We start from the raw sequence: 14257 nt of genomic DNA, 5'->3' as shown, positions 1-14257 counted from the left end.
GGACCCGCTGGCGGTGCGCGCGGCGGCCGCCCGGGCGGCCTCACCCGCGGCGCGGGCGGCGGCCGTGGGTGGGGTCAGCGTGACCGGGGCGCCGTCGAGCAGGAACCCCGGGCCCAGGGGGAAGCCCTTCGTCCGGCCGTGGCGGTCCTCGAGGTGGACCACGTGGACCCCGCCGGCCTTCTCGACGCGGACGACCGCGCCGCACCAGCCGGTCTCCACGTCCTCGACCACGAGGCCGGCCTCGGCCTCCACCTCGCGGGAGCGCCCGCCCCGCGGGGCACGCCAGTCGCCGGACAGGACATCAGCGCCGTATCGATCCGTCACGGCAGGCATCGTAGACTTGGCACTCACAGGGTTTGAGTGCCAGATTCGTCTGCCGAGACGCCAGGAGGTGGCATCAGTGAGTGAGGAACGACGGCTGGCCGTGCTGCGTGCCATCGTCCAGGACTACGTGCAGACCTCGGAGCCGGTGGGCTCCAAGGCGCTCCTGGAGCGGCACCAGCTCGGCGTGTCGGCCGCCACGGTGCGCAACGACATGGCCGCGCTGGAGGAGGAGGGGCTCATCTCGGCCCCGCACACCAGCGCCGGCCGGGTGCCCACCGACCTCGGCTACCGCGTGTTCGTCGACAAGCTGAGCACGGTCAAGCCGATGAGCCCCGCCGAGCGGGCCGCCATCGCGCAGTTCCTCGAGGGCGCGGTCGACCTCGACGACGTCGTCGACCGCACGGTCCGCCTGCTCGCCACGCTGACCCGCCAGGTGGCGGTCATGCAGTACCCCTCCCTCACGCGCAGCTCGGTGCGCCACGTCGAGCTGGTCCCGGTCGGCGGCCACCGCCTCATGGTGGTGCTCATCGTCAACACCGGCCGGGTCGAGCAGCGGGTCATCGAGTCCGCCCGTGACCTGCTCTCGCCCGACGGCGAGCGCCTCGTCGCCGAGATCCGCACCCGCCTCAACGCCGACGCCGCGGGCAAGCCGCTGACCGAGGCCTCGGCCCAGCTGCAGTCGCTGCCCTCCCGGTTCGATCCGGCCGACCGCGACGTGGTGCGCGCCGTCGTGCGTGCGCTCGACGACGCGCTGGTGGAGGAGCGTGAGGAGCGGGTCGTGCTGGCCGGCACGGCCAACCTGGCCCGCTTCGGCACCGACTTCCCGCTGACCATCGGGCCCGTGCTCGAGGCCCTGGAGGAGCACGTGGTGCTGCTCAAGCTCCTGGGCACGATGGGCTCCGACAGCGACGCGGTCGCGGTGCGCATCGGCCACGAGAACCCTCACCAGGGCCTGCAGGCCACGTCGGTGGTCAGCACCGGCTACGGCACCGGGCGCGCCCTGGTCGCCGGCCTGGGCGTGCTCGGCCCGACCCGCATGGACTACCCGACCACCATGGCCTCGGTGCGGGCGGTCGCGCGATATGTCTCCGAGATCCTCGCCTCCTGAGCCCGCCACCCGAGCCCAGCCCGACCCCGACCCCTGACCGAGCCTGATACGCACTCCGGACAAGGACATTCGTGAACGACTACTACCAGGACCTCGGCCTCAGCCGCGACGCCTCGGCTGAGGACATCAAGCGCGCCTACCGGCGCCTGGCCCGCAAGCTGCACCCGGACGTCAACTCCGGCCCCGAGGCCGAGGACGAGTTCAAGCGCGTCTCGCAGGCCTACGACGTGCTCTCCGACCCCGAGAAGAAGCGCGCCTACGACATGGGCGCCGACCCCTACGGTGGCCAGGCCGGCGGCTTCGGCCAGGGCTTCTCCTTCAGCGACATCATGGACGCGTTCTTCGGCGGCGCCGCCGGCGGTGCGGCCCGTGGCCCGCGCTCGCGCAAGCGCCGCGGCCAGGACGCGCTGATCCGCCTCGAGATCGACCTGTCCCAAGCCGTCTTCGGCGCCGAGCGCGAGCTGACGATCGACACGGCCGTGGAGTGCGGCACCTGCCACGGCGACGGCTCCCAGCCCGGCACCGGCACCCGCACGTGTGACGTCTGTGGCGGCCGCGGCGAGGTGCAGCAGGTCCAGCGCTCCTTCCTCGGCCAGGTCATGACCAGCCGGCCCTGCACCGCCTGCCAGGGCTACGGCACGGTCATCTCCGACCCGTGCTTCGAGTGCTCCGGCGACGGCCGGGTCCGCACCCGGCGCACCCTGAAGATCCGCGTGCCCGCCGGCGTCGACACCGGCACCCGGATCCAGCTCACGGGCGAGGGCGAGGTCGGCCAGGGCGCCGGCCCGGCCGGTGACCTCTACGTCGAGATCCACGTCATGCCGCACGAGACGTTCCAGCGCCGCGGTGACGACCTGCACTGCTCGGTCGACCTGCCGATGACGGCGGCCGCGCTGGGCACGAGCTTCAAGCTCGACACCCTGGACGGCATGAAGGACCTGGAGATCCGCCGCGGCACCCAGGCGGGCGACGTGGTGACCATGCGCGGCATGGGTGTCACGCACCTGCGCGGCACCGGCCGGGGTGACCTCATCGTGCACGTCAACGTGCAGACGCCGACCAAGCTCGACGCCGAGCAGGAGGACCTGCTGCGCCAGCTCGCGGTCCTGCGTGGGGAGGAGCGACCCGAGGGCCAGCTCGCCCCCGTCTCGCACGGCCTGCTGGGCAAGCTGCGCGACGCCTTCCTCGGCAAGTGAGCCGGTGACCGCCCCGCTCTTCTTCGTCGACCCGGCGCTGCTCGACGGTGCCGCCGTCGGTGCCACGGTGCGGCTGACCGGACCCGAGGGACGCCACGCGGCAACGGTGCGCCGGATCGGGGTCGGTGAGCAGGTGCTGCTCGCCGACGGCACCGGCACCCGCGCGACCGCGGTCGTGCAGGACGCCGGTCGCGACGAGCTGACCCTGCGGCTGGAGGCGGTCGAGGCCGTCGCCGCCCCCGACCCGCGGTTCGTGCTCGTCCAGGCGCTCGCCAAGGGGGACCGCGACGAGCAGGCGATCGAGTCCGCCACCGAGCTCGGCGTCGACGAGGTCGTGCCGTGGCAGGCCGGGCGCAGCATCGTCGTCTGGCGCGGCGACCGGGCCGCCAAGGCGCACCGCAAGTGGGAGTCGGTGGTGCACGCCGCGACCAAGCAGTCCCGCCGCCCCCTGGCCCCGGTGGTCGCGCCGCTGGAGACGACCCGCCAGCTCACCGGCCGCCTGCGCGACGCGGCGCTGGCCCTGGTGCTGCACGAGGACGCCGGTACGCCGCTCGCGGGCGTCGCGCTCCCGGCCGCCGGTGACGTCGTGCTCGTCGTGGGACCCGAGGGCGGCATCAGCCCCGAGGAGCTCGCGGCGTTCGAGGAGGCCGGCGCCGTGGCCGTGCGCCTCGGTGACTCGGTCCTGCGCTCCTCCAGCGCCGGGCCGGCCGCGCTCGCCGTGCTCAGCGCGGCCGGCCGCTGGCGCTGACGGCTACTGCACCGTGAAGGTGTGGGAGGTGTCGCCCACGGTGGTGGTGCCGCCCTGCATGTCGCGCTCGTAGGCCCGGAACGTCCAGGTGCCGGGGGCGAGCGTGCCCAGGTCGACCTGCCAGGTGCCCCGGGTCGGGCAGCCGCTGGTGGCTTGCATCTGGCCCGAGCGGACGACCGTCGGGCCCTGCTTGAGCTGCCACTGCGAGGCGCCCTCGAAGGAGCAGGACTCGCCCGTGACCACCACGTCGTTGCCCGCGTGGAGCACCGCGCCCCGCGGCGGCGTCGTGATCCACAGCGTGGCCAGGTCCCGGTAGGTCTGGTCGGCCGGCGGCCGGTTGTAGCTCTTCGCGGTGGACCAGGTGCCGAACAGGGCGGTCGAGCCGTCACTGACCGTGAAGGTCACGGGCAGGGTGCCCTTGCCGACTGCCGCCTGCGCGGTCCAGACCAGCCCCTGCACCGCCAGGCGCGTCTGCTCCCGCGTGAAGCCGCTGGCGCCCTTGTTGGTCAGCGTGATGGTGATGCCGGTGGGGGAGACCTTGACCGCGGACACCGAGGTGCCTGCCCACGCGGTCAGGTAGTCCGGGCTGGGCCGGCTGTGCATGGCCAGGGTCAGGGCGGCCCGGGCCCGGTCGTCGGCGCTGGCGTGGCCCGTGAGCTGGGCGTTGATGAACTCCCGGTACAGGCCCCACCGGTCGCCGGTGCCGCCGTTGGAGCCGACGAAGTAGGCCGGCAGGGCCGTCGTGACGGTCTGCGCAGCCCCCGGCTGCTGGGTGGTGGTGCGCGCCGTGCTGGGGCTGCTGCTCGCTGTCGGCGTGGTCGCGGCAGACGTGGTGGGGGAGGTCGTGGCGCTGGCCAGCGTCGGGGTGCCGGAGCCGCCGCGGTGGGTCAGGGCGATGGCGCCCCCGGCGATGAGCGCGACGGCCGCCGCCGCCGCGACGGGGGCCAGCCAGCGCGGCCGGCGTGCTCCCTGGTCCTGCTGCTCTGACATGGCGTGGATCCTGTCCCATCGGTCGGTCGGGGTGATGCGGTCGGCCTCGTCGTGCAGGGCACGGCGCAGCCGCCTCTCGAGCTCGTCGTCGCTCATGACTGGGGCTCCATCTGGCTCCGGAGGCTGCTCAGCCCCCGGTGGGCGTGGGACTTGACCGAGCCGGGGGAGATGCCGAGCGCGTCGGCGATCTGGGCCTCGGTCAGGTCGAGGTAGTAGCGCAGCACCAGCACCTCGCGCTGCCGTCGGGGCAGCCCGCGCAGGGCCACGAGGAGCTCCTGGCCCTGTGCGTGGGCCAGGGCCCGGTCCTCGGCGCTGGTCTCGGTGGTGCGCCACGGTGTGCCGGGGGAGGACGCCTCGCGGGCGAGGTGCCGGTCCTCCACCACCCGGTGCCGCACGACCGAGCGTGAGGTGTTGACCACGGAGCGGCGCAGGTAGGCCAGCGCCGCCTCGGGCTCACGCAGCTGCTGCCAGCGGGCGTGCATCGAGACGAACGCGTCCTGGACCGCCTCCTCGGCGACCTGCTGGTCGCGGACGAGCAGCCAGGCGAGGCGGACCAGGGAGGCCCAGTGCGCGGCATACAGGTCGGTCAGTGCCGTCCCCGCCGCCCACCGCTGCGTCCCCGGGCTCGTCCGCTCTCCCCGTTCGGCCACGGTCAACGTTCTCACGCAGGAAGGACGCGCAGCGGCTGAAAACGGTTGACGCGCCGATAGTCTCGGTCGCATGACTGATCAGGAGACCGCCACGGACGACTGCCTGTTCTGCCGGATCATCCGCCGGGAGGTCCCGGCGGACGTGGTGCTGGAGGACGATCACACGCTCGCCTTCCGGGACATCTCGCCTCAGGCGCCGGTGCACGTGCTCGTCATCCCCAAGGTCCACCACCCCGACGCGGCGGCGCTCGCGGCCGCGGCGCCCGAGGCGCTGGTGGCGCTGCTGGAGGCGGTCGGCGCGGTCGCCGACCAGGAGGGGCTGTGGGAGGGCTACCGCACCGTCTTCAACACCGGTGCCCGTGCGCACCAGACCGTCTTCCACGCCCATGCCCACGTGCTCGGCGGCCGTGACATGGCGTGGCCGCCCGGCTGAGCGGGCACGTAGACTGAGGACACGATGACAGACGAGCCACAGCAGACCGAGCAGGCGCAGGCGGGGGCGCCCTCCCACACGATCGTCATCCCGCGTGAAGTCTCCATGGTGTCCCTGCTGGGGCCCCGCGACGAGCTGCTGCGCACGATGGAGCGGGCCTTCCCGCACCTCGACGTGCACGTGCGGGGCAACGAGTTCCACCTGACCGGCGCCCCGGCCGACGTCGCGCTGGTCGAGCGGCTGATCGACGAGCTCCTCGTCGTCATCGGCGCCGGGCACCCGCTGAACCGCGACGCCGTGGAGCGCTCCATCGGCATGCTCCGGGCGCAGACCACCGAGCGGCCCGCCGACGTGCTGACGATGAACATCGTCTCCAACCGCGGCCGCACGATCCGGCCCAAGACGTTGAACCAGAAGCGCTACGTCGACGCGATCGACGAGCACACCATCGTCTTCGGCATCGGCCCGGCCGGCACCGGCAAGACCTACCTGGCCATGGCCAAGGCGGTCGCCGCGCTGCAGGCCAAGCAGGTCAACCGGATCATCCTGACCCGCCCGGCGGTCGAGGCCGGCGAGCGCCTGGGCTTCCTGCCCGGCACGCTCAACGACAAGATCGACCCCTACCTGCGCCCGCTGTACGACGCGCTGCACGACATGATCGACCCGGAGTCGATCCCGCGGCTCATGGCGGCCGGCACGATCGAGGTGGCCCCGCTGGCGTACATGCGCGGGCGCACCCTCAACGACGCGTTCATCATCCTCGACGAGGCGCAGAACACCTCGCCGGAGCAGATGAAGATGTTCCTGACCCGCCTCGGCTTCGGCGCCAAGATGGTTGTCACCGGCGACGTCACCCAGGTCGACCTGCCCGGCGGCACCCAGTCGGGCCTGCGGATCGTGCAGGACATCCTCGAGGGTGTCGACGACGTGCACTTCGCCCAGCTCACCAGCCACGACGTCGTGCGACACCGCCTCGTCAGCGCCATCGTGGACGCCTACGGCCGCTGGGACGACCAGACCACCGGACCCGCGGGCAACCGCGCCGCGCGCCGAGCCAACGCCAAGGCGGTGACTGCTCCCCGTGAGCATCGACGTTCTCAATGAGACCGACTATGCCCTCGACGAGATGGAGCTCGTCGCGTGCGCGCGCTACGTCATGGAGCAGATGCGGGTCCACCCGCAGGCCGACCTGTGCCTGAAGCTCGTTGACGAGGCGGCGATGGAGGTCCTGCACGTGCAGTGGATGGACCTGCCCGGTCCCACTGACGTGATGAGCTTCCCGATGGACGAGCTGCGTCCCGGCCGGGACGGCCAGGAGCCCGAGGAGGGAGTGCTCGGCGACATCGTGCTCTGCCCGTCGGTCGCCGCGCGGCAGGCCCGCGAGGCCGGGCACGCCACCGAGGAGGAGCTGCTGCTGCTCACCACGCACGGCATCCTGCACCTGCTCGGCTACGACCACGCCGAGCCGGAGGAGGAGCGCGAGATGTTCGAGCTCCAGCGTCAGCTGCTCCTGACGTTCCTGGCCGGACGCGGCCGCGCCGGCGCCTGAGGCCCGGTCGGCCATGGTCCTCCAGCTGGTCCTGGCGGCGCTCGCGAGCATCCTCGTCGCGTTCCTGCTCGCCGCCGCCGAGTCCTCCATCTCCCGCCTCTCACGGGTCCGTGCGGCGGAGCTGCAGGAGGAGGGACGGCGCGGCTCGGCCGCGCTCGCGCTCATCGTCGGCGACAGCGCGGCATACATCTCGGTGGCGACGTTCGTCCGCGTGGTCGCGGAGGCGGCCGTCGCGGTGATGATCACCCTCGCCGTGGTCGGCACGGTGCACTCGTTCCCGGTCGCGCTGCTGGTCAGCATCGGCGTCATGGCGGTCGTGTCGTTCGTCGTGGTGGGGGTCTCGCCGCGCACCCTCGGCCGCCAGCACGCCGACCGGATCGCGCTGCTCGCCGCCCCCACGCTGGTGCTGCTGCGCCGGGTGCTCGGGCCGGTCGCCCGCCTGCTGGTGGCCCTGGGCAACGCGGTCACGCCGGGTCACGGCTACCGGAACGGCCCGTTCGAGTCCGAGGCCGAGCTGCGCGACCTGGTCGACCTCGCCGGGGAGTCCGCGCTGATCGAGGCCGACGAGCGGGAGATGATCCACTCCGTCTTCGAGCTCGGCGACACCCTCGTGCGCGAGGTCATGGTGCCCCGCCCCGACATGGTCGCCATCGAGGCCGACAAGACGCTGCAGAAGGCGATGTCGCTGTTCCTGCGCAGCGGGTTCTCCCGGATCCCGGTGGTCGGCGCCGGCCCCGACGACGTGCTCGGGATGCTCTACTTCAAGGACGTCGTGCGCCGCGTCAACGCCTCGCCGGAGGCGGCCGCCCAGCCGGTGCAGCACGCCATGCGGCCCGCCCAGTTCGTGCCCGAGAGCAAGCCGGTGGATGACCTGCTGCGCGAGATGCAGCGCGACCAGAGCCACGTCGCGATCGTGGTGGACGAGTACGGCGGCACGGCTGGGCTGGTCACCATCGAGGACGTGATCGAGGAGATCGTGGGCGAGATCGCCGACGAGTACGACCGCGAGGCTCCCGGCGTGGAGCCGCTGCCGGACGGCTCGGTGCGCGTGCCGGCGACGATGCACGTCGACGACCTCGCCGAGCTGTTCGACGTCAGCATCGACGAGGACGAGGTCGACACGGTCGGCGGCCTGCTCGGCAAGACCATCGGGCGCGTCCCGATCGCCGGGTCCCACGCCGAGGTCGCCGGGCTGTCCCTCACCGCCGAGCGCATGGGGGGACGCCGCCACCGGGTCGCGACGGTCGTCGTGCGACCCTTGAGCTCGCCCCAGCAGGACGACAACAGCACTGCCGGTATGCCGGTCGCGGCGGCGGAGAGCCAGGAGGAAGCCTCGTGACACAGGAGTTCAGGGCAGGGTTCGCCTGCCTGGTGGGCCGGCCCAACGCCGGCAAGTCGACGTTGACCAACGCCCTGGTGGGGCAGAAGGTCGCGATCACCTCCAGCAAGCCGCAGACCACCCGGCACACCATCCGCGGGGTGCTCACCACCGGCACGGCGCAGCTGATCCTCGTGGACACCCCGGGGCTGCACAAGCCGCGCACGCTGCTGGGCGAGCGGCTGAACAACCTGGTCCGCGAGACGCTGCTCGAGGTCGACGTCATCGGCTTCTGCCTGCCCGCCGACCAGAAGATCGGCCCCGGCGACACCTTCATCGCCCGCGAGCTGGCCGAGCTCAAGGCGGCCAAGCGCACGCGGCCGATCGTGGCCATCGCGACCAAGTCCGACCTGGTCGACAAGCAGCGCCTGGCCGAGCACCTCATCGCCATCGACCGGCTGGGGGAGTGGGACGCGATCATCCCGTGCTCGGCGACCAGGGGCGACCAGGTCGCCGAGGTCGGCGAGCTGCTCTCCTCCTACCTGCCGGTCTCGCCGCAGCTCTACCCCGACGGCGTCCTGACCGACGAGCCCGAGGCGGTCATGATCGCCGAGCTGGTGCGCGAGGCGGCCCTGGAGGGCGTGCGTGACGAGCTGCCGCACAGCCTCGCCGTCGTGGTCGAGGAGATGCTGCCGCGCGAGGGGCGACCGGCCGACAACCCGCTGCTGGACGTGCGCGTGCACGTCTTCGTGGAGCGGCCCAGCCAGAAGGCGATCATCATCGGCAAGGGCGGCTCCCGCCTGCGCGAGGTCGGCACCAACGCCCGCCGGGGCATCGAGGCGCTGCTCGGCCAGCGGGTCCACCTCGACCTGCACGTCAAGGTCGCCAAGGACTGGCAGCGCGACCCCAAGCAGCTCCAGCGGCTGGGCTTCTGATCCGCCTCCCGGGCAGGGGTGCGACCGCGTCGCCGGCCCCCGGGCCTGGGCGGCAGTGGCCCCTCGACCGGGCCGGCAGCGTGCCGCCGCCCGTTCTTGATCGGGTCCAGACGGTGGGCCAGACTCGGAGGGTGCCGACGACGCCGGACTTCGAGGGCCTGCTGCGGCAGGCCACCCTGCGGGTGACCCGACCCCGTGTCGCCGTGCTGACCGCCGTGCACGCTCACCCGCACGCCGACACCGACTCGATCATCGGGGCGGTGCGGCAGGACCTCGGTGCCGTCTCCCACCAGGCGGTCTACGACGTGCTGCGCGCGCTGACGGCCGCAGGGCTGGTGCGGCGCCTCCAGCCCAAGGACTCCGTCGCGCGTTACGAGGCCCGGGTCGGGGACAACCACCACCACGCCGTCTGCCGCTCGTGCGGAGCCATCGCCGACGTCGACTGCGTGGTCGGCCACGCCCCGTGCCTGACCCCCGACGGCGCCCCCTTCGAGGTCGACGAGGCCGAGGTGATCTTCTGGGGGCGGTGCCCGGCGTGTGCCGCGACGGCTCCCGTCACGGCCGACGGCGCACCGAGCCACCAGATCGGTCCTGACCGGGGGCGCGCGACGACCCCGGACCCGGGACAGCTCAGCTGATGAGCGACAGCCCACCGCACGAAGAGCCAGACAGGAGAACGAGCGACGTGACCGAGCACGGCAGCGACAGCGAGAACCCAGTCATCCCCGCACCGACCCCCGAGACGACGGGTCGGCCCCGCAGCAACCGCGACTGGTGGCCCAACCAGCTGAACCTGCAGGTCCTGCACCAGCACTCACCGCTGTCCAACCCGATGGGTGAGGACTTCAGCTACGCCGAGGCGTTCCAGACTCTCGACGTCGAGGCACTCAAGCGCGACATCGTCGAGGTGATGACCACCTCCCAGGACTGGTGGCCGGCCGACTACGGCCACTACGGCCCCCTGTTCATCCGGATGAGCTGGCACTCCGCCGGCACCTACCGCATCGAGGACGGTCGTGGCGGCGGCGGCGCCGGCGCCCAGCGGTTCGCCCCGCTGAACAGCTGGCCCGACAACGCCAACCTGGACAAGGCCCGCCGCCTGCTGTGGCCGGTCAAGCAGAAGTACGGACGCGCGATCTCCTGGGCCGACCTGCTCGTCCTGGCGGGCAACGTCGCCCTCGAGTCGATGGGCTTCAAGACCTTCGGCTTCGGCTTCGGCCGCGAGGACATCTGGGAGCCCGAGGAGGTCTTCTGGGGCACCGAGGACACCTGGCTGGGTGACGAGCGCTACAGCGGCGAGCGGGAGCTGGCCAACCCGCTCGGCGCGGTCCAGATGGGCCTGATCTACGTCAACCCCGAGGGCCCCAACGGCAACCCCGACCCGCTGGCCGCGGCCAGGGACATCCGCGAGACCTTCCGGCGGATGGCGATGAACGACGAGGAGACCGTCGCCCTCATCGCCGGCGGCCACAGCTTCGGCAAGACCCATGGTGCGGCCAGCGCCGAGTACGTCGGCCCGGAGCCGGAGGCCGCGCCGCTGGAGGAGCAGGGCCTGGGCTGGAAGAACACGTACGGCACCGGCGCGGGCGGCGACACCATCACCTCCGGCCTGGAGGTCACCTGGACCAGCACCCCGACGACCTGGGGCCACGGCTTCTTCCAGAGGCTGTTCGGCTTCGAGTGGGAGCTAGAGGAGAGCCCCGCGGGCGCCAAGCAGTGGGTCGCCAAGGACGTCGAGGCCGACGTGCCCGACGCCCACGACCCGTCGAGGAAGCACAGGCCGACCATGCTCACCACCGACCTCGCGCTGCGCTTCGACCCCGCGTACGAGAAGGTCTCGCGCCGCTTCCTCGAGGACCCCGAGGCGTTCGCGCTCGCCTTCGCCAAGGCCTGGTACAAGCTGCTGCACCGCGACATGGGCCCGGTCCAGCGTTACCTCGGCCCGTGGGTGCCCGAGGCGCAGCTGTGGCAGGACCCCGTGCCGGCCGTCGACCACGAGCTCGTCAGCGACAGCGACATCGCCGCGCTGAAGGAGCAGATCCTCGGCACCGGCCTCTCGGTCAGCCAGCTGGTCACCACGGCGTGGGCGTCCGCGGCGACCTTCCGCGGCACCGACATGCGCGGCGGCGCCAACGGCGCGCGGATCCGCCTGGAGCCGCAGCGCAGCTGGGAGTCCAATGCCGACGCCGCCCCGGTGCTCGAGAGGCTCGGCCAGCTGCAGCGGGACTTCAACGCCGGTGACTCCGGCCGGAAGATCTCGCTGGCCGACCTGATCGTGCTCGGCGGTGTCGCGGCGATCGAGAAGGCGGCCGGGGACGCAGGCCTCGACATCGCGGTCCCGTTCACCCCGGGTCGCACCGACGCCTCGCAGGAGCAGACCGACGTCGAGTCCTTCACGGTGCTCGAGCCGCGGGCCGACGGCTTCCGCAACTACCTGCGCGCCGGCGAGAAGCTCCAGCCGGAGGTGCTGCTGCTCGACAAGGCCAACCTCCTCACGCTGACCGCGCCGGAGATGACGGTCCTGGTCGGCGGCCTGCGCTCGCTGGGAGCCACCACCGGGGGCTCGACCCTCGGCGTCCTGACCGACCGCCCGGGCACGCTGAGCAACGACTTCTTCGTCAACCTGCTCGACATGCGCACCGAGTGGAAGGCCTCCGGCCAGTCGGAGCACGTCTACGAGGGCCGGGACCGCGCCACGGGTCAGACCAGGTGGACCGCCACGGCCGTCGACCTCGTGTTCGGCTCGAACTCCCAGCTGCGAGCCATCTCGGAGGTCTACGCGGCCGACGACGCCACGGAGAAGCTCGCCCGTGACTTCGTCGCGGCGTGGGACAAGGTCATGAACCTCGACCGGTTCGACCTGTCCTGACGAAGTGGTCCGGGCCGGTCGCTCGCCGGCCGGCCCGGACCCTGACGCGGCGGTGGCCGGCCGCTCAGAGCACCTTGACCCGCGTCCACGCGTCCTGGACCGCGGTGGCCCCGCGGCTGTCGACGCCGAAGCGCTTGCCGGCCGCCTCGACCGTGGCCGTGGCGAAGCCGTGGAAGTCCACGTCCTTGGGCAGCCCGGAACCGGTGAGCACGTCGTACCAGACCTGGCCGGCACCCTCCCAGGCGTGGCCGCCGACCGCGGTCGCGGCCAGGTAGAAGGCGTGGTTGGGGATGCCGGAGTTGGTGTGCACCCCACCGTTGTCGTGCTGGTCGTCGTGGGGCAGGTCGACGTAGCCGTCCATCGTCGACGGCTGCGGGTCCTTGCCCAGGTGCGGGTCGTCGTAGGCCGTGCCCGGCGCCTTCATCGAGCGCAGCGCGACCCCGTGCACCCGCGGGGTGAAGAGCCCCTGCCCGATCAGCCAGTCGGCCTGCTCCGCGGTCTGCCCCAGGGACATCTGCTTGACCAGCGAGCCGAACACGTCGGACACCGACTCGTTCAGGGCGCCGGACTGGCCCACGTAGGTCAGGCCCGCGGTGAACTGCGTGACGCCGTGGGTCAGCTCATGGCCGATGACGTCGATGCAGTCGGTGAACGAGCGGAACCAGGTGCCGTCGCCGTCGCCGAACACCATCTGCTCGCCGTCCCAGAACGCGTTGTCGAAGCCGGTGTCGTAGTGGACGCTGGCGACCAGCGGCAGCCCGGCACCGTCGAGGGAGTCGCGCTGGTAGGCCGTCCAGTAGAGCTGCCAGGTGGCGCCGAGGCTGTCATAGGCCTCGTTGGCCGAGGTGTCGGCGACCGGCGGCTCGCCCTCGTGGCGCAGCGGGGTGCCCGGCAGCGTCGTGCCGTGCTTGGCGTCGTCGACCTGGCGCTGCGGCTCATGGCCCGTTGCGGGGGCGACCCCTTCCGGTGGCGCGGTCGGCGCCGGGGCGTGACGCAGGTAGGGCGGGATGATCCCCTGCTCGGCGCCGGTGGGCGGCTGGGACGGGGCGCGTCGGCCGCTGCCCACCCGGGCGGCACGGGTCTCGCGCCGGCCGCGGACCTCGCGGTCGAGGCGCAGCGTGCGCTGGGCGGCCTCGGCGACGGCAGGGTCGTCGTGGCGGGTGAGCCGCTCCACGAGGTAGGGCGGCAGGATCGAGCAGACCGGTTGCTGTGCGTGTGAGTTCCCCATGCGCCTACGGTGCACCCGGGGACCGACACGCGCACCTTCGGGGACAGCCGTCCAGCGACCGCCGGTCAGGCTCGTACCACCGACGCGAGCCAGGCGTGGACGCTTCCCGGCTCGATGGTGATCTCGATGCGCGATGCGTCGATCGCCTCCACCCGCCAGCCATCGGCGAAGCTGAGGCGGATCTCCTCCTGCCGGATGCGACGAGGCCCCCAGTCCCCGGGCTCGGCGTCGCTGAAGCAGAGCATGTAGTACCAGGCGCCGACCGGCATCGACGCCCGCAGGCCCTCCACGAGCCGGCGCCGGTCGGCGTCGTCGAAGACGTGGAAGAGCCCGCAGTCGAGGACGGTGTCGAAGGACTCGCCCAGGCGGGCGAGCTCCAGCGCGTCCTGGACCAGGAACCGGGCAGGCAGCGCTCGCTCGTCCGCCTTGCGCCGGGCGATGGCGATCGCCGTGGTGGCCGTGTCGACGCCGGTGGCCTCCAGCCCGGCCGCGGCTGCCATGAGGGCGTGCTCACCGGTGCCGCAGCCGACGTCCAGGACCCGGCCCACGAGGCGTCCACGGTCGGCGAGCTCGCGGAAGGCGGCCTGCGGCCGGCCGATGTCCCACGGCGGTGTCCCGGCTGCATACGAAGCTTCGAAATCACCTGTGCTGCGGGCCTGCCGCGGTTCCGGCACCCCGCCCGGGGGCTCTCCTCCAGACACAGACCCTCCGCTCCGACGCGCCGACCTCCTTCAAGTGTGCGCGCTCCGGCGACGCCGCACCGCCCCTCGCGGCACGTGATCGTCGGCCCGATCGAAGGGGACGGAACCACACCGTCAGGCTGGCGGGCTCTCGCGGTAGGCCCCGAGCTCGGCCGCGGTCCTGGTCGGCACGAACTCCATGACGCGGTAGTCGGCCACGCCGTGCACC

At 72.6% G+C, this 14257-nt stretch carries 15 protein-coding genes; 10 read left to right on the top strand and 5 right to left on the bottom strand.

From position 1 onward, the window contains the following. On the bottom strand, positions 1–324 hold a 324-nt coding region (locus VF825_RS01810; protein WP_331109521.1), incomplete at its 3' end, for a DUF3097 family protein. A 76-nt stretch (positions 325–400) separates the two neighbouring features. On the opposite strand from VF825_RS01810, the gene hrcA reads away from it, so the two are divergent. The 3 genes from hrcA to VF825_RS01795 all read left to right on the top strand — a co-directional run bounded on the left by hrcA (position 401) and on the right by VF825_RS01795 (position 3376). Further along, positions 401–1432: a heat-inducible transcriptional repressor HrcA gene (gene hrcA, locus VF825_RS01805; RefSeq protein WP_331109519.1), complete on the top strand. Its 1032-nt coding sequence runs from the start codon at positions 401–403 to the stop codon at positions 1430–1432. A gap of 71 nt (positions 1433–1503) precedes the next feature. Beyond that, positions 1504–2628 carry a molecular chaperone DnaJ gene (dnaJ, locus tag VF825_RS01800; protein WP_331109517.1) on the top strand — a complete coding sequence of 375 codons (1125 nt, stop codon included), beginning with the start codon at positions 1504–1506 and terminating at the stop codon, positions 2626–2628. A gap of 4 nt (positions 2629–2632) precedes the next feature. Then, positions 2633–3376, top strand: a complete 744-nt coding sequence (locus VF825_RS01795; protein ID WP_331109515.1) for a 16S rRNA (uracil(1498)-N(3))-methyltransferase — start codon at positions 2633–2635, stop codon at positions 3374–3376. 3 nt (positions 3377–3379) lie between these two features. On the opposite strand, the gene VF825_RS01790 is transcribed toward VF825_RS01795, so the two are convergent. Continuing rightward, entirely contained in the window at positions 3380–4462 is a 1083-nt protein-coding gene (locus tag VF825_RS01790) for a Gmad2 immunoglobulin-like domain-containing protein (protein WP_331109513.1), read from the bottom strand. Beyond that, positions 4459–5016, bottom strand: coding sequence for a SigE family RNA polymerase sigma factor (locus VF825_RS01785; RefSeq protein ID WP_331109511.1), 558 nt, complete (start codon positions 5014–5016; stop codon positions 4459–4461). The genes VF825_RS01790 and VF825_RS01785 overlap by 4 nt, the downstream gene beginning before the upstream one ends. A gap of 70 nt (positions 5017–5086) precedes the next feature. On the opposite strand from VF825_RS01785, the gene VF825_RS01780 reads away from it, so the two are divergent. From VF825_RS01780 to katG, 7 genes are all read left to right on the top strand, one after another. Continuing rightward, positions 5087–5449, top strand: a complete 363-nt coding sequence (locus tag VF825_RS01780; RefSeq protein ID WP_331109509.1) for a histidine triad nucleotide-binding protein — start codon at positions 5087–5089, stop codon at positions 5447–5449. Positions 5450–5473: 24 nt separating this feature from the next. Further along, positions 5474–6553, top strand: a complete 1080-nt coding sequence (locus VF825_RS01775) for a PhoH family protein (protein ID WP_331109507.1) — start codon at positions 5474–5476, stop codon at positions 6551–6553. After that, positions 6531–6998 (top strand): rRNA maturation RNase YbeY, encoded by a 468-nt coding sequence (gene ybeY / locus VF825_RS01770; RefSeq protein ID WP_331109505.1) that lies wholly within the window; start codon positions 6531–6533, stop codon positions 6996–6998. Before VF825_RS01775 ends, ybeY begins: the two co-directional genes overlap by 23 nt. Positions 6999–7011: 13 nt before the next feature. After that, complete coding sequence (locus tag VF825_RS01765; protein WP_331109503.1) at positions 7012–8337, top strand: hemolysin family protein; 1326 nt, start codon at positions 7012–7014, stop codon at positions 8335–8337. Beyond that, positions 8334–9251, top strand: coding sequence for a GTPase Era (era, locus tag VF825_RS01760; protein ID WP_331109501.1), 918 nt, complete (start codon positions 8334–8336; stop codon positions 9249–9251). The genes VF825_RS01765 and era overlap by 4 nt, the downstream gene beginning before the upstream one ends. Before the next feature lie 131 nt (positions 9252–9382). Then, positions 9383–9889, top strand: a complete 507-nt coding sequence (locus tag VF825_RS01755; protein WP_331109499.1) for a Fur family transcriptional regulator — start codon at positions 9383–9385, stop codon at positions 9887–9889. Further along, the gene (gene katG / locus VF825_RS01750; protein WP_331109497.1) at positions 9889–12120 is read left to right on the top strand and encodes a catalase/peroxidase HPI; all 2232 of its coding nucleotides are present in this window, start codon (positions 9889–9891) and stop codon (positions 12118–12120) included. Before VF825_RS01755 ends, katG begins: the two co-directional genes overlap by 1 nt. Positions 12121–12184: 64 nt before the next feature. On the opposite strand, the gene VF825_RS01745 is transcribed toward katG, so the two are convergent. Continuing rightward, entirely contained in the window at positions 12185–13348 is a 1164-nt protein-coding gene (locus VF825_RS01745) for a M4 family metallopeptidase (protein WP_331109495.1), read from the bottom strand. Between the two features lie 65 nt (positions 13349–13413). Then, entirely contained in the window at positions 13414–14022 is a 609-nt protein-coding gene (locus VF825_RS01740) for a class I SAM-dependent methyltransferase (protein ID WP_331109493.1), read from the bottom strand. Positions 14023–14257: the final 235 nt, after the last annotated feature.

The organism is Oryzihumus sp., assembly GCF_036391795.1.
Classification (GTDB): Bacteria; Actinomycetota; Actinomycetes; order Actinomycetales; family Dermatophilaceae; genus Oryzihumus.
Note: the sequence above shows the minus strand (reverse complement) of the source record. Positions and strands in the feature narration are given on the sequence as shown.

Excerpts from the sequence above, each read along its gene's own strand:
- VF825_RS01790 (WP_331109513.1), bottom strand. The coding sequence starts at position 4,462 with ATGAGCGACGACGAGCTCGAGAGGCGGCTGCGCCGTGCCCTGCACGAC.
- VF825_RS01780 (WP_331109509.1), top strand. The coding sequence starts at position 5,087 with ATGACTGATCAGGAGACCGCCACGGACGACTGCCTGTTCTGCCGGATC.
- VF825_RS01775 (WP_331109507.1), top strand. The coding sequence starts at position 5,474 with ATGACAGACGAGCCACAGCAGACCGAGCAGGCGCAGGCGGGGGCGCCC.
- VF825_RS01765 (WP_331109503.1), top strand. The coding sequence starts at position 7,012 with ATGGTCCTCCAGCTGGTCCTGGCGGCGCTCGCGAGCATCCTCGTCGCG.
- katG (WP_331109497.1), top strand. The coding sequence starts at position 9,889 with ATGAGCGACAGCCCACCGCACGAAGAGCCAGACAGGAGAACGAGCGAC.
- VF825_RS01745 (WP_331109495.1), bottom strand. The coding sequence starts at position 13,348 with ATGGGGAACTCACACGCACAGCAACCGGTCTGCTCGATCCTGCCGCCC.